17 protein-coding genes are annotated in these 20,751 nt (G+C 65.8%); 7 read left to right on the forward strand and 10 right to left on the reverse strand.

Translation table 11 applies throughout. From position 1 onward, the window contains the following. Positions 1-17 precede the first annotated feature (17 nt). The 6 genes from CLU94_RS00800 (at position 18) to CLU94_RS28595 (ending at position 6,992) form a co-directional block, all read left to right on the forward strand. A complete protein-coding gene (locus CLU94_RS00800) occupies positions 18-662 on the forward strand; it encodes a hypothetical protein (protein WP_099664208.1) in 645 nt (214 codons plus the stop codon). A gap of 139 nt (positions 663-801) precedes the next feature. Beyond that, a complete protein-coding gene (locus CLU94_RS00805) occupies positions 802-1,428 on the forward strand; it encodes a response regulator (protein WP_099664209.1) in 627 nt (208 codons plus the stop codon). Between the two features lie 34 nt (positions 1,429-1,462). After that, entirely contained in the window at positions 1,463-1,825 is a 363-nt protein-coding gene (locus CLU94_RS00810) for an Hpt domain-containing protein (protein ID WP_180278546.1), read from the forward strand. Next, entirely contained in the window at positions 1,822-3,285 is a 1,464-nt protein-coding gene (locus tag CLU94_RS00815; RefSeq protein ID WP_099664211.1) for a response regulator, read from the forward strand. Before CLU94_RS00810 ends, CLU94_RS00815 begins: the two co-directional genes overlap by 4 nt. 104 nt (positions 3,286-3,389) lie before the next feature. Next, positions 3,390-6,833, forward strand: coding sequence for a response regulator (locus CLU94_RS00820; protein ID WP_099664212.1), 3,444 nt, complete (start codon positions 3,390-3,392; stop codon positions 6,831-6,833). Positions 6,834-6,866: 33 nt separating this feature from the next. Then, entirely contained in the window at positions 6,867-6,992 is a 126-nt protein-coding gene (locus CLU94_RS28595; protein ID WP_257218626.1) for a hypothetical protein, read from the forward strand. 3 nt (positions 6,993-6,995) lie between these two features. Here CLU94_RS28595 and CLU94_RS00825 read toward each other — a convergent pair whose 3' ends face one another. The 9 genes from CLU94_RS00825 to CLU94_RS00865 form a co-directional block, all read right to left on the reverse strand. After that, positions 6,996-8,207, reverse strand: coding sequence for an NnrS family protein (locus CLU94_RS00825; RefSeq protein ID WP_099664213.1), 1,212 nt, complete (start codon positions 8,205-8,207; stop codon positions 6,996-6,998). A gap of 110 nt (positions 8,208-8,317) precedes the next feature. Then, entirely contained in the window at positions 8,318-8,980 is a 663-nt protein-coding gene (locus CLU94_RS00830; RefSeq protein ID WP_034781594.1) for a response regulator, read from the reverse strand. Positions 8,981-9,003: 23 nt separating this feature from the next. Further along, a complete protein-coding gene (locus CLU94_RS00835; RefSeq protein ID WP_099664214.1) occupies positions 9,004-10,905 on the reverse strand; it encodes a type IV pili methyl-accepting chemotaxis transducer N-terminal domain-containing protein in 1,902 nt (633 codons plus the stop codon). Between the two features lie 26 nt (positions 10,906-10,931). Next, positions 10,932-11,918, reverse strand: a complete 987-nt coding sequence (moaA, locus tag CLU94_RS00840) for a GTP 3',8-cyclase MoaA (protein WP_099664215.1) — start codon at positions 11,916-11,918, stop codon at positions 10,932-10,934. Positions 11,919-12,006: 88 nt separating this feature from the next. Next, on the reverse strand, positions 12,007-12,753 hold the full coding sequence (locus tag CLU94_RS00845; RefSeq protein WP_099664216.1) for a peptidylprolyl isomerase: 747 nt from the start codon (positions 12,751-12,753) through the stop codon (positions 12,007-12,009). 15 nt (positions 12,754-12,768) lie between these two features. After that, positions 12,769-13,455 carry a respiratory nitrate reductase subunit gamma gene (gene narI / locus CLU94_RS00850; RefSeq protein ID WP_099664217.1) on the reverse strand — a complete coding sequence of 229 codons (687 nt, stop codon included), beginning with the start codon at positions 13,453-13,455 and terminating at the stop codon, positions 12,769-12,771. A gap of 27 nt (positions 13,456-13,482) precedes the next feature. Then, positions 13,483-14,151, reverse strand: a complete 669-nt coding sequence (gene narJ / locus CLU94_RS00855; RefSeq protein WP_257218627.1) for a nitrate reductase molybdenum cofactor assembly chaperone — start codon at positions 14,149-14,151, stop codon at positions 13,483-13,485. A 9-nt stretch (positions 14,152-14,160) separates the two neighbouring features. Beyond that, complete coding sequence (gene narH, locus CLU94_RS00860; RefSeq protein WP_099664219.1) at positions 14,161-15,711, reverse strand: nitrate reductase subunit beta; 1,551 nt, start codon at positions 15,709-15,711, stop codon at positions 14,161-14,163. Between the two features lies 1 nt (position 15,712). Then, positions 15,713-19,411 (reverse strand): nitrate reductase subunit alpha, encoded by a 3,699-nt coding sequence (locus CLU94_RS00865; protein WP_099664220.1) that lies wholly within the window; start codon positions 19,409-19,411, stop codon positions 15,713-15,715. A gap of 245 nt (positions 19,412-19,656) precedes the next feature. Here CLU94_RS00865 and CLU94_RS00870 point away from each other — a divergent pair, with 245 nt between their 5' ends. Continuing rightward, positions 19,657-20,028 carry a hypothetical protein gene (locus CLU94_RS00870; protein ID WP_034781616.1) on the forward strand — a complete coding sequence of 124 codons (372 nt, stop codon included), beginning with the start codon at positions 19,657-19,659 and terminating at the stop codon, positions 20,026-20,028. Here the strand turns inward: CLU94_RS00870 and CLU94_RS00875 are convergent. Then, a complete protein-coding gene (locus CLU94_RS00875; protein ID WP_099664221.1) occupies positions 20,014-20,709 on the reverse strand; it encodes a carbonic anhydrase in 696 nt (231 codons plus the stop codon). The genes CLU94_RS00870 and CLU94_RS00875 overlap by 15 nt on opposite strands. Positions 20,710-20,751: the final 42 nt, after the last annotated feature.

A 20,751-nucleotide genomic window follows, 5' to 3' on the forward strand; every position in this document is an offset into this window, starting at 1 on the left:
CGCACCGGAGCACCGCCATGAACGCCTTTCTCTCCATCCACCCCTTCCTGCGCTGCGAAGACCTGTCGCTGATGCGCCCGGCGCTGGCGCTGGCAGGCCTGCTGTTGCTGCTGGCCGCCCTGCTCTGGCGCCGCACCCGCTGGCGCCAGGCCGGCCGCGCGCCAGCGGCCGGCAGCAGCACGCCGTCCGACCTGCATCAACTGCTGCAGATGCGCAAAGCGGCCCCGCCGGCCAGGGGGGCTGACAGCGCACCGCCGCCGCAAGCGCCCAGGGCGCCGGGCGCGCCGCCATTCGAACTGGCCCGCCTGGACGCCATGTTCGGCCACGACCGGCGCCTGCAGGGCGAGATTCTGGCCCTGTTCGTGGCCGAGACGCGCGACCGCCTCGCCGGCATCGCCCATGCGCTGCGCTGCGAGCGGACCGCCCCGGCGCGCGTGCTGGCGCAGGAAATTCTCGACGGCAGCCTGGCCATGGGCCTGCTCCCCTTGCAGGCGCTGGCGCGCCAGGCCGTGCATGCGGGCTTTGCCAACGATATCGGCGCGCTGCGCCGCCTGCATGCGGAACTGCTGATGGCGCTCGACACGCTGTCGCAAGCCGTCACGGCCCTGCAAACGGGCGCGGTGCTGGCAGAGGAGCGCAGCGGCGCAGGCAGCCGGCCATGAGCGCGCATCCACCTGGCGCGCCTGCCCGGCCCTGAACCAGCCAGGTTTTTATTGAATTCATCTAATTCGTTAAAATTGATTTTTTGAGCGCGATTGCGTATCATCTCCTTCAACTTCATCCGCAACCAGACAGCCCATCATGCACACTGCAGACGTTTGCACTACCCAAAAGGCCGCCGAAATCCTCGGCATCTCGGTGACATCCGTGCAGCAACTGGTCGAGGCCGGCGTGATCGAAGCCTGGAAGACCAAGGGCGGCCACCGCCGCATTCCCCTCGCGGCCGTCGAAGCCTACAAGGGCAATCCCGGCCAGCCGGGCCAGGACCAGCGCGCCGCGCGCGCCGGCCGCCCCGCCCCGTCGGGCCGCCCGCCGTCCATCCTCGTCATCGAAGACAATCCGATCGAACGGGCGCTGTATGAAAAGCAGATCGGTTCCTGGGGCTTGCAGGCGGACTTGCGCTTTTGCGAAAACGGCTACCAGGCGCTGATGGAAATCGCCCGCGACCAGCCCGACATCTTGCTGGCCGACATCATCATGGAAGGCATCGACGGCTACGAGGTGATCCGCACCATCCTGGCCGACCCGCTGCTGGCGGACATGCACATCGCCATGCTGTCGAGCCTGACGCCGGAGGAACTGCAAGAACGGGGCGGCGTGCCGCCCGGCGTGGTGTTCTTTGCCAAACCCGTCAATTACGACGAGCTGCGCGGCTATCTGCGCGCCTGCTGCGCCGGCCATGCGCGGCGCAACAGCCTGGCCGCCTAGCCGGCCACCGCCTTCCCCCCGCCACGGAGCCGCCATGCCAGCCTATCGCCACATCGATCCTGCCGTGCTGTTCCAGGCCACCGGCCGCGACCTGGAGATGTTCCGCGCCCTGTCGCAGACCTACCTCGATACGGCGCCGGCCATGTTTGCCCGCGTCGAGCAAGCCGTGCGCGGCGGTGCGGCGCAAGCCATCGTGCACAGTTGCCATACCTTGCGCGGCACCGTCGCCCTGCTGGGCGCCGGCGCCCTGGCGGCGCGCCTGGCGGAATTCGAGCAGCTGGTGCGCCACCAGGGCGTGCCGGCAGCAGGCTGGCTCGATGAAACGGCGGCGCTGGTCGGCGCGGTGGAGCAGGAGGTACGCCGCAGCATGCTCGACTACACGGGCGCGCAGGCATGAACGCGCGCCAGGCCGCCCTGCGCCTGGTGCACCGCTATCGGCCGCGCACCACGGCGGCCGTCGTGGGCCTGGTGCTGGTGGGCCTGCTGGCGTTGCGCATCGCCGTCTCCGGCGTGCTGCTGCACCGCGAAGCCGTCGACGACTGGAAACAGGACTTGTCCAAGCTGTCGCTGCTGCTGGCGGAAAACACGGCGCAGAGCATGACGGCGGCCAGGCTGGTGCTCGACGGCGTCAGCCGCGACATCGATGCCGCCGCCCCGGCGGACGCGCAAGCGCTGGCCGCCGCCGTCGGCACCCCGGCCATGCAGCAGATGCTGCGACACAAGATCGGCGGCGTGCCGCAAGTGGACGGGGTATCCATCATCGGCGGCGATGCCAAGGTGCTGGCCTTCAGCCGCGCCTTTCCCGCGCCGCCCATCAGCCTCGACGAGCGCGATTACTTCGAGTATCACCGGCGCCACCCGGACGGCGGCATGCATGTCAGCGCGCCCGTGCAAAACAAGGGCGATGGCGCCTGGACCTTCTATATCAGCCGGCGCATCAGCGGCACGGACGGCCGCTTCCTGGGCGTGGTGCTGGTGGGCCTGTCGTGCGACTTCTTCAGCAAATTCTTCCAGAACGCCAGCATCGGCGAACACACGGCCTTTTCCCTGTACCGCAGCGACTACACGCTGCTGGCCCGCTGGCCGGCCGTACCCGGCATGATGGGCAAGCGCAACCTGACGGGCAGCACCTACCGCCTGCTGGAACAGGGCAAGACCGATGGCGTGCTGCAGGTGGACTCGCCGCGCGCGGCCGACCAGGGGCGCGCGGTCGACCGCCTGGCCGCCATACGGCTGGTGCGCGACTATCCGCTGGCCATCAACGTGACCGTGACGGACGACGTCTACCTGGCGGGCTGGCGGCGCATGCTGCTCACCATGGGCGGCGCGGCCGTCGTCAGCCTGCTCGTGCTGGCCGCGGCCGTCGCGCTGGTCCTGGCCCTGCTGCGGCGCCAGGAGCGCGACGCGGCCACGGTGCTGGCGCTACAGGAGCGCGCGGCACCAGCCGATGCCGCCAAGCCGCCGGAACAAGAGATAGCGCCGGGCGCGCGCATCCTGCTGGTCGAGGATACGGCGCTGAACCGCCAGCTGGTGTGCCTGCAGCTGGGCACCTGCGGCTACGCCATCGACACGGCGGAGAACGGCGCGCTGGGCCTGCAAGCGCTGGCCGAACAGCAGTACGACCTGGTCCTGATGGATTGCATGATGCCCGTCATGGACGGTTACCAGGCGTGCCAGGCCCTGCGCGCCCGCGAAGCGGCCAGCGGCGCACGGCGCCTGCCCGTCATCGCCCTCACGGCCGGCGTCACGGACGACGACCGGCAGCGCTGCGCGGCGGCCGGCATGGACGATTACCTGTCCAAGCCCTTCACGGCCGCCCAGCTGCGCGCCATGGTGGAACGCTGGCTGGCGCGCTAGCCTGCGGCTGGCGCCTGCCGCCTGGCGGCAAATTGGCCACACTATCACCTGCGTAGTCATGCACAAAAGTTGTTCTCCCTGCATATCGGGTATAGCATCGCCACATGACCTACCACACAGACGCGGCGGCGGTGCACAGGCGATTGATCGAATGGCTGTTTTTGCTCCTCGGGCTGCTGATCGTGGCTGCCGCCCTCGCCTACGCGCACCTGGCCGAAGCGTCGCGGCACGATGCGGCCGAGCGCGAAAGGCTCAGCGTGCTGACTGCGCTGCTGGCAAAAAATATCGAAGTCGACCTGGCGTCGACCAACCTGGTGCTCGACGGCGTGATCCGCGACTACCTTGCCGCCGGCGCCGCGCCCGACGCCGGGCAAGCGCTGCCCCGGCGCCTGGCCGCGCTGGTCGACGCCATGCCGGGCGTGCGCACCATGCTGGTCATCGATGGCGGCGGCAAGCCGGTCGCCACCAACATCCCGGAACTGGCCGGCCAGGATTTTTCGCGCCGCGGCTACTTCCAGACGGCGCGCGACGCCCCCGATGCGCGCATGCTGTACATCTCGGCGCCTTTCCTGTCCTTCAAGCGGGACTTGGTCATCACGGCGGCGCGCATGGTGCAGGACCGGCAAGGCCGCTTTGCCGGCGTCGTCGTGGCCACCTTCGACCCCGACTATTTCACGGCCAAGTTCCGCACCGCCATGTATGCGCCCGACGTCTGGGCCGTGGTCGTGCATGGCGACGGCCGGCAATTCCTGAACTATCCCCCCAGGAACGCCAATGGCGGCAATGTGGACGCGCCCGGCAGCTTCCTGCGGCGCTTTCGCGACAGCGGCTTTCAGGCGGGCGTGCTGAGCGGCGTCGAGATTGCCGGCGCCGGCGGGTCCGCCTCCCCCCGCGTCATGGCGATGGCAACCATCGCCCCCGCCGCGCTGCACATGGACCGCGCCCTGATCATCGGCCTGAGCCGCGAAGAAGCGGCCATCGCCGCCCCCCTGCGGCGCCAGGCGCTGGGCTACGTGCTGGGCTTTGCCATGCTGGCGCTGGCCGCGGCCAGCCTGCTGTTCTGGAGCCAGCGGCGGCGGCGACAGCAGGCGGCCTGGCAGGTGGAACAGGAAAGGGAACGCCAGGCCATGCAAGCCGTGTCCGACAGCGAAACGCGCTTTCGCACCCTGATCGAAGATGCGCCCGTGGCGATCGCCATCCTGCGCCATGGGCGCTTCGTGTATTCCAACCCGCGCTACCGCCACCTGCATGGCTATGCGCCCGAGGACGACCTGAGCGGCCTGGCCTGGCGCACCATGCTCACGGCCGACTCGCAAGTGGCGCTGGCAAGCAACGAGGCGCTGATCGAGGCCGATTCGGCCAGCGAACAGGTGTTTGAAGCCATCGGCCTGGACAAGCAGGGCCGGCCCGTGCCCATCCTCAAGACCAGCACGCGCGTGATGCTCAAGGATGGACCGGCCACCTTGATCTTTGCCCAGGATATTTCCGCGCAAAAGCAGGCCGAGGCGGCCATGCTGCTGGCGCGCGACGGGGCCGAAGCGGCCAACCGCAGCAAGGCGGAATTTCTCGCCAACATGAGCCATGAAATCCGCTCGCCGCTGAACGCCATCCTCGGCATGGCCTGGCTGCTGGAAAGGGGCCGCCTGGATGACGAGGGACTGTTGATGACGCGCAAGATCCGCGCCGCCGGCCAGTCCCTGCTGGGCATCATCAACGACGTGCTGGACGTCTCGAAAATCGAGGCTGGCCACATGCGCATCGAACAGGCGCCGTTCCGCCTGGCCGAAGTGATCGAAAAGATTGCCGCCAGCATGGGTGTTGCCGCGCACGACAAGCCGATTGAGGTGCGGATCGGGCCGTTGCCCGACGGCATCGACCACATGCTGGGCGACGCGCTGCGGCTGGAGCAAGTGCTGGTCAACCTGGGCAGCAATGCCATCAAGTTCACGCCGCAGGGCACGGTCGAGCTGCTGAGCACGCTGGACAGCCGCGACGGCGACGCCGCGGTGCTGCGCTTTTGCGTGCGCGACACGGGCATCGGCATCGCCCCCAAGGTGCAGGAAGCGATCTTTTCCGCCTTCGCCCAGGCCGACAGTTCCACCACGCGCCGCTTCGGCGGCACGGGACTAGGCTTGACCATCTGCCGCCAGCTGGTCCACCTGATGGGCGGCACCCTGCAGCTGAAAAGCGGCCTGGGCCAGGGCAGCGAATTCAGTTTCACGGTGCCCCTGCAATTGATGCCCGCCGGCGCCCTGTCCTCGCCCGACATGCAGGGCCTGCATGTCTTGCTGGCCGATGACAACGCCGGCACGCGCGAGGCGGTGGACGCCGTGGCGCGCGGCCTGGGCTGGAGCGTGCATGCCGTGTCCGGCGGCCAGGCGGCACTCGATTATGCGCTGGCCTGCGCCGAGGGGGAGCGGCCCGGCGTCGTGCTGCTGGCCGCCGGCATACCGGACCTGGACGGCGAAGCGACGGCGCGCGCGCTGCGCGAATACTTGCCGCCGCAGGACTGCCCCGTCGTCATCCTGGCCGCCAGCGGCGCGCCGGCAATGGCGCCGGCACGGCGGCGCACCGACCCGGTCTATGCCGCCGATGCCATCCTCAACGAACCGGTGACCGCTTCCAGCCTGTACAACGCGGTGATGGCTGCGCGCCAGCAGCGCGCCAGGGATGCCGGCCTGGACGCCAGTCTGGCTCCGCTGGAAGAGCGCCAGCTGGCCGGCGTGCGCGTGCTGGTGGTCGACGACAGCGAAATCAACCGCGACGTGGTCAGGCATATCCTGTGCGACCAGGGCGCCGTGCCCTCGTTCGCCTGCGATGGCCAGCAGGCGCTGGACTGGCTGCTGGCCCACCCCGCCGACGTCGACATCGTGCTGATGGATGTGCAGATGCCCGTCATGGACGGCTTGCAGGCGACACGCGCGCTGCGCCAGTTGCCGCAGTTCCAGGACTTGCCCGTGGTGGCGCTGACGGCCGGCGCCTTCCAGACGCAGCGCACGGCGGCACTGGAAGCGGGCGTGAACCATTTCATCAGCAAACCGTTCGACGTGCCGCAGACCATCGCCCTGGTGGCGCGCGCGCACCGGCGTCATGCGCAAGGGCTGCCTGCCCTGCCGCCTGTCATGGCCGAAATGGCAACGACCGAGCCGCCGGGCGGCGCGGCGCCCGCCATCGACCTGGCGCAAGGGATGGCGCAGTGGCTCGATGAAGCGCCCTACCGCCAGCACCTGTTGCGTTTTAGCAACACCTACGGCGACACGGTCGGCGCCATGCGGGCGCTGCTGGCGACCGATGCGCGCGGCGACGCGGCCGCGCTGGCGCACAAGCTGGCCGGCGAGGCGGGCAGCCTGGCCCTGCCAGCCACCCTGCATGCGGCCCGGCATGCCGAACAGCTGCTGCACGCCGGCGACGATGCGGCCGCCGCGCTCGACACACTGGAGCAGGCTCTGGCGCATGCCATCGAGGCCGTCGCGACCTTCACGGCACGGACGCCGCCGTCCGACCAGGCGGCCGTACCAGAAACGCAACATGGCCGGGCATGCCAATGATAAACTTGCCAATATGAAAATTTGGGAGACGCCATGATCTGGTGCAGGGATTTACTGCTGAGAGCCTTGATGCTGGGCCTGCTGCTATTCGTCGTGGGCGAATCGCTGTCCTACTGGACGCCGGAAATCAGGAAACTGCTGGCCTGGCGCCCTTTCTGACGCTTAGCCTTCGCGGCCATCCACCCTGGCGCGCCACAGGTACGGCGCATACACGCACGCATACAGGCCAAAGGCCAGCGACCAGCAGGCGCCCGCTGCCAGCAGCAGCGGCATGGCCAGCGTTGCGGGACCGACGGCGGCCAGCAGGCGCGCCAGCGCGCCCAGCTGGATCAGCCAGTACATCGCCGCTTCCGCCCTGCCGCCTTTCAACGGCCGCCCCGTGTGGCCCAGGGTGGTGCGCGTCATCATGCCGATGATCAGGCCCGCCATCGAGCCCACCGTCAGCGCGTGAAACGCGGCGCTGGCCGGCAGCAGGCCCAGGCTTGCGGCCGCCAGCAGCGCGAAGCCGATGCCTATCCACGCATACGACAGGTGCAGGATCCACAGCAGCGGCACGCGCAAAGTGCGCTGTGGCTGCCAGGCCAGCAGGTTGGTCAGCGAGACGCCGGCAGCACAGAAAGCCAGCGGCGCCGTCAGCCAGGCCGGCGCGCCGGCCAGCCACGCGATCGCGGCCGCCGCCATGCAGGCCACGGCGATCAAGGCCCGCCGCGGGCTGGCCACCGGCGTGCTGCCAGGCGCGCCATTGCGGGTAAACATGGGGATCACGCGCGCGCCGATCACCGATTCGATCAGCACGATGATGAAGATGGCCGCCTGCACGGGCAGGAACAGCGACAACGGCAGCCAGCCCAGCACGGCCGCATGGAACAGGCCGTTGGCCAGCGCCAGCAAGGCCAGCAAGCCGACGAGGAACAGGTTGCGCGTATTGCCCGAGCGGCGCAGCACCCGATACAGGGGCCAGGCGGCCAGCGGCAGGAACAGCCAGTCGACCAGCGCCGCCAGCAGGCTCGGGCCGCACAGCATGGCCACGCGCCCCGCCAGCCACAGCGCCGCCAGCGCCATCAGCGGCGCGCCGTGCGGCGTGGGCAAGCCCGTCCAGTTGCGCCCCGCCGTGTACAGGAAACCCACGACGACGGCCAGCGCGAAGCCGAACACCATTTCATGCATATGCCAGCCCAGCCCCACGTGCAAGCCGCCCGCCAGCACGCCGAAGTAGCTGGCCAGCCACAGGGGAATGCTGATGGCCGCAAACACGGCCGCCAGCAGGTAAAACGGGCGGAAACCCAGTTGCCAGACGGCGTGGCCGGCATGCCAGGGCGCAGCGCCGGGGGCGGAGGGAGAAGGAGATGGTTCGCTGATCGGGGTGATGGCCATGATGGGCTCGCATTTAAAGATATATTCAATATACTACTTTAAAAGCGCAGCTGCCGCCATCGGCAAAAGGATTAGACGGCTAGCCCGCAAGGACTAGCCGCCGGCGCAGGCTACTTGCCCTGGCGGTGCTCGACCGCGTACACGGCCGCCTGCACGCGGCTGGTGAGGTTGAGTTTTTTCAGCACGTTCTGCACGTGGATCTTGACCGTGCTTTCGGCCAGGTCCAGCGTGCGGGCGATGCCCTTGTTGCTCTCGCCGCGCGACAGGCAGTCGATGATTTCCTTTTCGCGCGGCGTGAGCTTGTCGAGTTCCGACACGGGCTCCTCGCGCCGCGTGCCCGCCTGCAGCTGCGCCACCAGCTTGCCCGTCATGGCTTCGGCGATGACGACTTCGCCGGCGGCGGCGCGGCGGATGGCGCGCACCAGGTAATCGGCGTCGATATTCTTGATCAGGTAGCCGCAGGCGCCCGCGCGCAGGGCCGTCGCCAGGTCTTCCGCGTCTTCGGACACGGTCAGCATGACGATGGCCGTGTCCGGGCAATCGTGCTGCATCAGCTGCAGCGCTTCCACGCCGGACATGCCGGCCATGTTCAGGTCCAGCAGCACCACGTCGGGCTGCAGCTGGATGGCGCGCTTGATGCCTTCCACGCCATCGGCCGCCTCGCCCACGACGGAAAAATCCGTATGCCGCTGCAGCAGCGAGCGTATGCCGCTGCGGAACAGCGCGTGGTCGTCCACCAGCATGACGGTGATCGGTTTATCGGGTGTCTCCATTTTTTGTACTTTCAGGTGGTTACTTAGGCGGCGCGGCGCTGCTCGCGCGACAAATGCAGTTCGACGGTGGTGCCGCCGCCAGGACAGGCGTGCACGTCGAACGTGGCGTCGATGCGCTGCGCGCGCTCGCGCATGATATGGATGCCGACATGGCTGTCGCCCTTTTCCAGCACGGCGCAAGCGTCAAAGCCGACGCCATTGTCGCTGATCGTCAAGGTAAAGTCCTGGTGGTCGGCGAGGCGCACCTCGACGTGGCTGGCCTGGGCGTGCTTGCGGATGTTCGACAGCGCTTCCTGCACGATGAATAATAACTGCAATTGCTGCTCGCGGGGGAATGGCGCGCCGTCGACATCGGCCAGCAGTTCGGCGTCGATGCCCGTCTGGCGGCGGAATTTGTCCACCGCGGCGCGCAGGGAGCCGATCAGGTCATCTTCCATCAGGCGGCTGCGGAAATTGGCCAGCAGTTCGCGCACGTCTTCATAGCTTTCCTTCACGCCCGCATGCAGGGCCGGCACGATGCCTGCCACCTCGTCGAAACGGGCGTTGCGCACTGAGTCGTCGAGCATCTGCACTTGCAGGTTGAGGAAATTGAGGCTTTGCGCGATACTGTCGTGCAGCCCCTGCGCCACCAGGTTGCGCTCTTCGGAAATGGCCATTTCGCGTTCGCGCGCGGCCAGGCGCAGGTTTTCCAGCGCGATGCCCAGCAACTGGCCCAGCGTTTCCAGCAAGGCCAGCTCGCGCGCGGAAAACACGCGGGCATGGCGGAAATGCAGGTTGAAGAAGCCCAGGTGCTGTTCGTGCGCGTGGATATGGAAGACGGAGACGGTGGCAAAGCCCTCGCGGTGGCAGCGCAGCTCGTGCGCCTTGTCGATGCGGCGCATGTCGTGCACCTTCGCCACCTTCATCTCGACGGCCGTGCCACACAGGCAGTCGCCCACCTTCAGGCAATGCTCGGACGCCACCAGTTCTTCGGACAGGCCGTGGTGCACCACCATGTGCAGGTTGCCCCGCTCCGCGTCGAGCACGCGCACGGTGGAACCGTCGGCCTCGAAATAGTCGACGATGCGCTGCATGAAACCGCCGCAGATGTCTTCCAGCGGCTGCGGGCGCTGCAGGAAGGCGGCGCTTTCGTACAGCAGCGCCAGTTCGCGGTTGCGGTATTCCAGCGTGGCCGTCTTGCTGCGCACGCCCTCTTCCAGGTTGCCGTACAGCGCCTGCAGGCGGTCGGCCATCTGGTTGAAGCCACTGGCCAGCTGGCCGAATTCGTCATTGCTCTCCACTGCCAGGCGCACGCTGAAGTCGCGTTCCTTCATGCGCTGCATGCCCAGCCGCAGGCGCGTGACCGGTTCGATGATCAGCATGAACATCAGGTAAATCATGCTCACCGTGCCGATGACGGCCATGCCGACCAGGATCAGTTGCGAGGCGCGCAGCCAGAAGGTGCGCTGTTCGCTATCGTGTTCGATCAGGCGCACCAGCTGGTCGACCTGGCCGACGAAGGTATCGGCGTCATGCTCGAACTGGCGCGCGCGCACGCTGGAATCGGCGGCCAGGGCGGCCGGACGCAGGGCGCCGCGCCAGGCGGTGCCGATGCGCTCGAATTCGGATTTGATGGCGCTGCTGGGCGGCAGGAACAAGGGGCGCTGCGGGTCGCCATGGCCGATCTTGGCCAGGGTCTCGTCGATCAGCAGCACTTGCTGGCGCGCCTGCTCGCCCGCATCGCTGGCAAGCAAAAGGGTCAGGCGGTAAGTCTGCATGCGCAGCCGGCCCGTCTCGTTGATGGCGGCCGAACTGCCTTCGAGTTGCCACGACAGGAACAGGGTGCAGCCGATGGCACTCAGGGCCAGCACCAGCATGAGCAGCAGCGCGCCGACGATCTTGGTCGACAGCTTCTGCCAGGAGGAAAACATCGCTTTAAATTTCATACACCCTTTACTTGGCACCGCCCCGTTCAGCCTCCGGTTTGGGCCATAAAACGGATAATCTTGTCCGGCTGCGTGTTGAAATCATGCTGCTGCGGCTTGAGTTCGATGGCGGCGCGGATCGCCGCCTCGATCTCCGCATCCGTGGCCCCGCCGCGCAGCATGGGGCCAAGGGCGAATTTTTCTTCCTGGCCCAGGCACAGGTACAGGGTACCATCGACGGACAGGCGCACGCGGTTGCAGGTGGCGCAAAAGTGCTGCGACATGGGCGTGATGAAGCCGATGCTCGAGCGTCCATCAGGGGTCGCCATATAGCGCGCCGGCCCGCCACCGAGCTCCATCGCCTGCGGCACCAGGCCAAAGCGGGCCGCCAGGCGCTCGCGCACGGGACCGAGCGGCATGTAGCGGGCATTGCGGCCCGTGCTGCCCATCGGCATGGCTTCGATCAGGCGCAGGATGAACTGCTGCTCGATGCAGAAGGCCGCCATGGCCTCGATCTGGCTGTCATTGACGCCGCGCATGGCCACCATATTGATCTTGATCGGATCGAAACCGGCCCCCTTGCCCGCCATCAGGCCGTCCAGAATCGGCTGCAGGCTGTCGCGCCCCGTGATCTGCTGCATGCAGGCGCGGTCCAGGGAGTCCAGGCTGACGTTGATGCGGTCCACGCCGGCCGCGCGCAGGGCCACGGCATGCTTGCCCAGCTGCGTGGCATTCGTCGACAGCGACAGGTCCTGCAAGCCGGGCAGCGCGGACAGCCTCTGCGCCAGCTCCGGCAGGTTACGCCGCAACAGGGGCTCGCCGCCCGTCAGGCGCACGCGGCGCGTGCCGAGGCGCACGAAAATACCCAGCAGGCGCTCGATCTCGTCGAACGTCAGCCAGTCCTTCGGCTCTTCGAAACCGCGAAAGCCCTTGGGCATGCAATAACTGCAACGCAAATCGCAGCGGTCGGTGACGGACAGCCGCACATAATCGATCGAACGGCCAAAACGGTCCTGCAACTTGACGCTACCCATGACGCTACTCCTGTTTCTTCCTTGATTGTAAAGGCTGGGGCACGATCTGGCTGTGCCCCAGAAGGCCTAGCGGCCTACGCCTTCCGGTCTATTGCACTAACGGACTGGCTGTGCCTTCCAGCTCGATGCCGGCGATCTCCGCGCGCCCCACCAGCAAGTGCAGATACTGGTGCACGGCGCGCTGCCACGCGGCACGCGACAGGCGGTCGGCGATCTGCGCCTGCACCGCCTCGTAGGCGATGGCCTGGCCTTCGACCCGGCGCAGCACCTGCACGATGTGGTAGCCGAAGCGCGTTTCCAGCAAATGGCCAGCCAGCGCGCCCTCTTCCAGGCGGAAAAGCAGCGCGTCGAACTCCGGCACGCTCTGGCCCGGCGACAGCTGGCCCAGGTTGCCGCCCAGGGCGCCCGAGGGGCAGTTCGAATACTGCGCCGCCAGTTCGCCGAAGCGCTCGGGCGCCAGCTTCAGGGCGTCGAGCACGGCTTGCGCCGTGGCCCGCAGCAGTTCCAAAGGCGCCTCGGGCGTCACCTGGAACAGGATGTGGCGCGCCTCGACCAGCGCGCCGCTGCTAAACAGCTGCGGACGCTGCGCATAAAAGGTGCGGCAAGCCGCATCATCGGCGGGCGGCACGCGCACTTCCTGCGCAAACAACGCTTCGATGCGGTCGTCAAGGCTGCCGCCCTGCACGCCGAGGCGTTCGACCTCGTCCTGCAGCAGCCGGCGCAGCACCAGCTCATGCACGGCCTGTTTCAGCGGATTGCCGGCGCCGTCGTGATGCGGCAATTCCTGCGCGATGTCGGCATCGTCGATATCGATGCCATTGACGGAGATTCCCATGATGTAGCTCCTTTCTTAACGGCGGCGCACCAGTTGCCAGGCGCGGCCAAGATAGCCGATGGCGCCAAAGCCGCTCCACACGTGCACCAGGCGGGTGAACGGGAAGATGACGAACAGCGACATGCCCATGAACAGGTGCAGCTTGAACACCAGCGGCGCATCGACGATGAAGCTGGCCGCGTCGCCGCGGAAAGTCACGATGTGCTGCGCCCAGTTCATCAGCAAGACCATCATGTGGCCATCCATGTGCGAAGCGGAGACGAAGATCGACGACAGTCCCAGCAGCAAGGTCAGCAAAATCCACACCATCACCAGCTTGTCACCGGCCGTGGTGACGGCGCGCAAGCGCTCATTGGAAAAGCGGCGCACCAGCAGGATCAGGATGCCGGCCAGGCACAGGCCGCCCATCACGCCGCCGGCCGCCATGGCCACGCCCTGCTTCAGGCTGTGCGACACGCCCAGCGTATCCCACACCCAGACGGGGGTGAGCAAGCCGGCCGCATGGCCGAACAGCAGGCCGATGATGCCGATGTGGAACAGGATATTGCCCAGGCGCAGGCTGCCGCGGTGCAGCAACTGGCTGGAATCGGACTTCCACGTGTATTGCTCGCGGTCGAAACGGATCAGGCTACCCAGGAAAAAGATGGCCAGCGCGATGTATGGATAAATGCCATACACAAATTGATGCAAATAGTTACTCATGATGTACTCTCCTCATGCGGACGCGATTCAAGCTGCGCGCCGCGGCTGCGGGTGAAAATGCACGGGATGGACGCCGCCCGCGACCTGGCCCTGACCTTGGCGCAGCAACGGCTCGACGCCGTCCGCACCGGGACCGAAGGTTTCCAGCGCTTCATCCATGTCGCGCACCGGCGGTTCGGCCAGCATTTCGGCCGCCACGGGGCTCAGGCGTTCTAGCAAGGTGAAGATGGGCGCATACGGGCTGCCGTTGGCCGTCAGCTTGCGGCCAATGTGCGCCAGCACGTGGACGGCGTCGCCCAGCAGCGGTGCCGAGACTTCCTCGTCGAGCTGCGCCAGGAACTCCAGGAACAGGGGCACGAAGTCGGGCAAGTCGTCGCCCACCATTTGCAGGCCGTGGCGCTTGTATTCCTCCATCAGGTCGACCATGGCCTGGCCCCGGTCGCGCGATTCGCCGTGGATATGCTCGAACAGGTGCAGCGAGTGCGACGGATTGCGGTCGAACGTGGCCACGTACTGCTGCTGCAGGTCGATCAGGCTGCTGCTTTCCAGGTGCGCCAGCAAGGGCCGCAGCAGCGCGTGCTGTTCCGGCACGGCCGCCAGCGCGGCATCGAGCTGCGGCAGGTGTTCGATCAGCTCGGGCTCGGGATACAGCAGCAGGCGAGAAAGGACTTGGTAGTGATGCATAGCGTGTTCCATATGAACTCCTTAAGCGCCGGGCGCCGTTTTGCGCGACTTCGGCATCTGCATGAAGATGGCCGAACCGTGTTTTTTCTTGCCGAACAAGGTAGGCTCGCTGACCCCGTCCGAGCAGCCATTGCCGAAGCTGAAGCCGCAGCTGCCCTTCTCGTTGAAGCTGTCCTCGGCCATTTCCTTGTGGCTGCTGGGGATGACGAAGCGGTCTTCGTAATTGGCGATGGCCATGATGTGGTACATGTCCTCCACCTGCGCCTTGGTCAAGCCCACCTGTTTCAGAACCGTGAGGTTCTCCACCTTCTCGACTGTCTTGCTGCGCATGTAGGCACGCATGGCCAGCATGCGGTCCAGCGCCGAGACGATGGGCGGCTGGTCGCCGGCCGTCAGCAGATTGGCCAGGTACTGCACGGGAATGCGCAGGCTTTGCGTATCCGGCAGCATGCCGTTCACGCCCAGCTTGCCCGATTCGGCGGCCGCCTGGATCGGCGACAGCGGCGGCACGTACCACACCATCGGCAAGGTGCGGTATTCGGGATGCAGCGGGAACGCCACTTTCCACTCGACGGCCATCTTGTAGACGGGCGACTTGACGGCAGCTTCCAGCCACAGGTCGGGGATGCCCTGGCGGCGCGCCTCGGCGATGATGGCCGGGTCGTGCGGATCGAGGAACAGGTCGAGCTGCGCCTGGTACAGGTCCTGCTCCTGCGGCACGGAGGCGGCAGCCTCGATCTTGTCGGCGTCATACAGCAGCACGCCCAGGTAGCGGATGCGGCCCACGCACGTTTCCGAGCACACGGTCGGCTGGCCAGCTTCGATGCGGGGGAAGCAGAAGGTGCACTTCTCCGCCTTGCCGGACGACCAATTGTAGTAAATCTTCTTGTACGGGCAACCGGAGATGCACATGCGCCAGCCGCGGCACTTGTCCTGGTCGATCAGCACGATGCCGTCGTCTTCGCGCTTGTACACGGAGCCGGACGGGCAAGAGGCCACGCACGTCGGATTGAGGCAATGCTCGCACAGGCGCGGCAAGTACATCATGAAGGTGTTTTCGAACGTGCCGTACATCTCCTTCTGCATGTTGTCGAACAGTTTATCTTTGCTGCGCTGGGCGAATTCCCCGCCCAGGTCATCCTCCCAATTCGGACCCCACTCGATTTTCTCCATCTTTTTCCCCGTCAGCACGGAGATGGGACGGGCCGTCGGCGGCGTCTGCGACAGCGGCGCGCTTTGCAGGTGCTCGTAGTCGTAGGTGAACGGCTCGTAGTACTCGTCGATGGCGGGCAGGTTCGGGTTGGCGAAGATATTCGCCAGGATTTTCAGACGGCTGCCCTGGCGCGGCTCGATCTTGCCCGCGTCCGTGCGGCGCCAGCCGCCATTCCACTTGTCCTGGTTTTCCCACTGCTTCGGATAGCCGATGCCTGGCTTGGTTTCCACGTTGTTGAACCATGCGTACTCGACGCCGTCACGGCTGGTCCACACGTTCTTGCAGGTGACGGAACAAGTGTGGCAGCCAATGCACTTGTCCAGGTTCAGCACCATGCCGATTTGCGCTCTGATTTTCATACTATGCTCCTTCTTCCTGCAACGGGCCTTCGAGCCAGTCGACCTTGTTCATCTTGCGCACCAATACGAATTCATCGCGGTTGGAGCCCACCGTGCCGTAGTAATTGAAACCGTACGCCAGTTGTGCGTAGCCGCCGATCATGTGCGTCGGCTTGGGCACGGCGCGCGTCACCGAGTTATGGATGCCGCCCCGCTTGCCCGTCATCTCCGCGCCAGGCACGTTGATGATCTTTTCCTGGGCGTGGTACATCATCGTCATGCCGGCCGGGATGCGCTGGCTGACGATGGCACGCGCCGTCAGGCTGCCATTCACGTTGAACACTTCGATCCAGTCGTTGTCGACGATGCCTGCCGTCTGCGCATCGGTTTCCGACAGCCACACGTGCGGTCCGCCGCGCGACAGGGTCAGCATGCGCAGGTTGTCCGAATACGTGGAGTGGATGCCCCACTTCTGGTGCGGCGTCAAAAAGTTCAGCGCCAGTTCCTTGTTGCCGTTCGGCTTGGTGCCCAGCAGCGCTTCCGTCGTCTTCGTGTTGATGGCCGGCTTGTACACGCACAGCCCCTCGCCGAAATCGCGCATCCACAGGTGATCCTGGTAAAACTGCTGGCGGCCCGTCAGGGTGCGCCATGGGATCAGTTCATGCACGTTGGTATAGCCGGCCGTGTAGCTGACTTCTTCGCTTTCCAGGCCCGACCAGGTGGGCGAGGAAATGATCTTGCGCGGCTGCGCCTGCACATCGCGGAAGCGGATGCTGTCATGCTCGCGCGGCAGCGCCAGGTGGGTGTGCTCGCGTCCCGTGATGGCGGACAGCGCGGCCCAGGCTTTCACGGCCACGTGGCCATTCGTTTCCGGCGCCAGCGACAGAATCATTTCGGCCGCATCGATGGCCGTATCGAGGCGCGGCTGGCCCTTCGACACGCCCTCGTCGAGCACCGTGCGGTTCACGCTGCGCAGTACCTCGACTTCATGCCCCGTTTTCCAGGAAATGCCCTTGCCGCCGTTGCCGATGGTTTCCAGCAGCGGGCCGATCGAGGTGAACTTCTTGTAGACGTCGCGGTAATTGCGCTCGACCACCGTCATGTTCGGCATGGTCTTGCCGGGAATGGCGTCGCATTCGCCCGCGCGCCAATCCTTGGGATCGAATGGCTGGCCCAGTTCGCCCGGGGTGTCGTGCATCAGCGGCGTCAAAATGATGTCTTGCTGGGTGCCCAGCAGCTCGCCGCCGATTTCCGAGAATTTCTCGGCGATGCCCTTGTAGATTTCCCAGTCCGATTTCGATTGCCACAAGGGTTGCACGGCTTCCGACAAGGGGTGAATGAACGGATGCATGTCCGACGTGTTCAAGTCGTCCTTTTCATACCAGGTGGCCGTCGGCAGCACCACGTCGCCGTACAGACACGTGGTCGACATACGGAAGTCCAGCACCACCAGCAGATCGAGTTTGCCTTCGGCGGCCGGGCGCACCTTCACCTGCTTCGGCGTGAGGCAGTCCTCTTCATCGCTGAGCAAGCCGTTCTGCGTACCGAGCAGGTATTTCAGGAAGTACTCGTGGCCCTTGCCCGAACTGCCGAGGATATTCGAACGCCAGACGAACATATTGCGCGGGAAGTTGGCCGGGTTGTCCGGGTCGTCGCACGAGAACTGCAGCTGGCCTGCCTTGATCTGGTCGAGCGCATATGCGGCCGGCGCCTGCCCTGCCGCCTTGGCGGCCTTCGCCACTTCCAGCGGATTGGTTTGCAGCTGCGGCGCCGATGGCAGCCAGCCCATGCGTTCGGCCTTGGCGTTGTAGTCGAGCAGGGTCAGGTCGCCCGTGCCGCCGGCCGCCGATGGCGAGGCGATGTCGCCCGTTTCCAGCTTTTCATGGCGCCACTGGCTCGTGTGGGCATAGAAGAACGAGGTGCCGTTCATCTGGCGCATCGGGCGCACCCAGTCCTGGGCGAAGGCCAAAGGCGTCCAGCCCGTTTGCGGACGCAGTTTTTCCTGGCCCACGTAATGGGCCCAGCCGCCGCCCGACTGGCCGATACAGCCGCACATCATCAGCATGTTGATGATGCCGCGGTACGTCATGTCCATGTGGTACCAGTGATTCAGGCCGGCGCCCACGATGACCATGCTCTTGCCGCGCGTCTGGTCCGCGTTTTCCGCGAACTGGCGCGCCACGGTGATGACGTCGGCGCGCTTCACGCCCGTGTGCTTCTCCTGCCATGCTGGCGTGTACGGCACGTCGTCGTCATAGCTTTCGGCCACGTTTTCGCCGCCCAGGCCACGGTCGATGCCGTAGTTGGCCAGGGTCAGGTCGAACACGGTGGTCACCAGGCCCGTGCTGCCGTCGGCCAGGCGGATGGTTTTCACCGGCACCTTGCGCAGCAGCATGTCGGACGCATCCTTGCCGCCGAAGTAGGCAAAGCCCACTTCCGTGACGGCGTCGCTGTCGTTGATCATGGAGAGCATCGGCACGATGGGCGCGCCGCTGCCGCCCGCCTTCTGCTCCAGGTTCCACTTGCCCGACTCACCCCAGCGGAAGCCGATGGAGCCGGCCGGCGCGGTGATCGCACCCGTGGTTTCATCGATGACGAGGGTTTTCCATTCCGGATTGTTGGTTTCGTCGAGGTTGTTGTCCAGGTGCGAAGCGCGCAGGAAGTAGTCGGGCACCAGGGTGCCGTTATGCTCCTTGAGCAGGACCAGCATCGGGAAGTCCGTGTACTGGCGCGCATAGTCGCGGAAGTAGGCGCTCTGCCCTTCCGAGTGGAATTCCTTGAGGATGACGTGGCCCATGGCCAGCGCCAGCGCGGCATCCGTGCCCTGCTTGGGCGCCAGCCAGATGTCGCCGAACTTCACCATTTCGCCGTAATCGGGCGAGATGGCCACGGTTTTCGTGCCCTTGTAGCGTACTTCCGTGTAGAAGTGGGCGTCCGGCGTGCGCGTCATCGGCACGTTCGAGCCCCACACCATCAGATAGGTCGAGTTGTACCAGTCGGCCGATTCCGGCACGTCCGTCTGTTCGCCCCACACTTGCGGGCTGGCGGGCGGCAAGTCGCAGTACCAGTCATAAAAGCTCAGGGCCACGCCGCCGATCAGCGACAGGTAGCGCGTGCCGGAGGCATAGCTGACCATGGACATGGCGGGAATCGGCGAAAAGCCGACGACGCGGTCCGGGCCGTATTTCTTGATCGTCAGCGCATTCGCTGCGGCGATGATTTCATTCGATTCGTCCCACGTGGCGCGCACGAAGCCGCCCAGGCCGCGGATGGACTTGTACTGCTGCGAGCGCACGGGGTCCTGGCTGATCCAGTCCCAGGCCGTGACGGGGTCCATGGTCTTGCGCGCTTCGCGCCACATTTCCATCAGGCGGCCGCGCACCATCGGGTATTTCACGCGCTGCGCCGAATACACGTACCAGGAATAGCTGGCGCCGCGCGGACAGCCGCGCGGTTCGTGGTTGGGCAGGTCGGGCCGCGTGCGCGGGTAATCGGTTTGCTGGGTTTCCCAGGTGATCAAGCCATTCTTGACATACACCTTCCAGCTGCACGAGCCGGTACAGTTCACGCCATGCGTGGAGCGCACGATCTTGTCGTGCTGCCAGCGCTGGCGGTAGGCGTTTTCCCAGGTACGGTCTTCATCGACCACGGTGCCATGGCCGTTTGAAAACGGCTCGGCGGGCTTGCTAAAAAATTTCAGGCGGTCCAGAAAGTGACTCATGCTACCTCCACAGTGCGCCGCAGGCAGCGGCGCCAGGTCTTAAAAAACGCTGCAAGCAGGATGGCTCAAGCGTCGATACAAACAGTCTATCGATGCGCCCTGCCCGGCGGTATTGGCAAGAAGTCGGTTTCCGGCACCAGGAATGCATAGGCGCGTAGTCACCCGGATAGTCACTATTGCCTATGGGCGGCAAGGCGGCGCTGCGGTATACCTGTCGTCATCGTTCAACACAGAGAAAGAGCACCATGCCGATTACCGATTACGCCAGCCTGCTGCGCAGCGCCCGCAACCAGGAGCAGCCGCAACGCCTGCTGTTCACCTTTACCCAGGCGCAGGCCCAGCCTGGCGGCCAGGGCAAGTCCCTCACGCCCGTGATGTGCGCCGACAAGCTGCCCGAGGAACTGGACAGCTTCGAGACATTGAAGGAGGAGTCGAAACAGATGCAGACGCACTGGGACGTGGTCTTCGTGGCGGGACTGGCGGGCCAGGACGGCCAGCCGCCGGCGGCGCAGGAATGCGAAGCGCCCCTGCGCGCCATGGTGACGGCCATCGAGCAAGGCCGCATCGACAGCCTGCTGGCGTTTGACCGCAGCGGGGATTTGTTACGTTTTAGCTGAATCCGGCCAAGGGCGCTCGTGCAAATGCCGCGCGCGCTCTATCGGACACACCAGCGGCAAAAACTGCTGCTGGCGCGCCGAATACGCCATCAGCGCCCCGCTGTCGATGTCGAAATACCATCCATGCAATTTCAATAATCCCTGCTCCACCCGCCGTTTCAGCCATGGGTAGGTGAGCAGGTTGTCCAGCGACTGCAGGATGCTGGCCAGTTCGCACGCGTGGTGCTGTTCTACCGACGAACGGTGCGCCAGTTCGCGCCGTACGCGTTGCGCCACCGGTTCGGCGATGCGCATCCACTGTCCCACGAAGTCCGTTTCCTGGCCTTCCGCGCGCGGCTGCGGTTCCAGCAGCGCGCGGATGCCGCCGCAGCGCGCATGCCCGAGCACGATGACCCTGGCCACTTCCAGCTTGCAGACGGCAAACTCGATGGCCGAACTGACGCCGGGCGGCGCGTCGGGCGTGCACGGCGGCACCAGGTTGGCGATATTGCGCACGACGAACATGTCGCCCGGATCGCTGCCCGTCAGCAGCATGGGATCGACCCGCGAATCGCAGCAGCCGATCAGCAAGGTCGAGGGCCGCTGCCCGTCGCGCAGGCTGTCGTACAAGGTTTGCGGCTCGCTGAAATACTGCTGCTGAAACAGGCTGAAGCCGTTGACGAATTTTTCCAGTTCTTCCATGACTACCTCTTACTGAATACAACGCCCGGCAAGCAGGACTTG

Origin of the sequence: Janthinobacterium sp. 13, assembly GCF_002749695.1 — a bacterium.
Taxonomy (GTDB): domain Bacteria; phylum Pseudomonadota; class Gammaproteobacteria; order Burkholderiales; family Burkholderiaceae_D; genus Janthinobacterium; species Janthinobacterium kumbetense.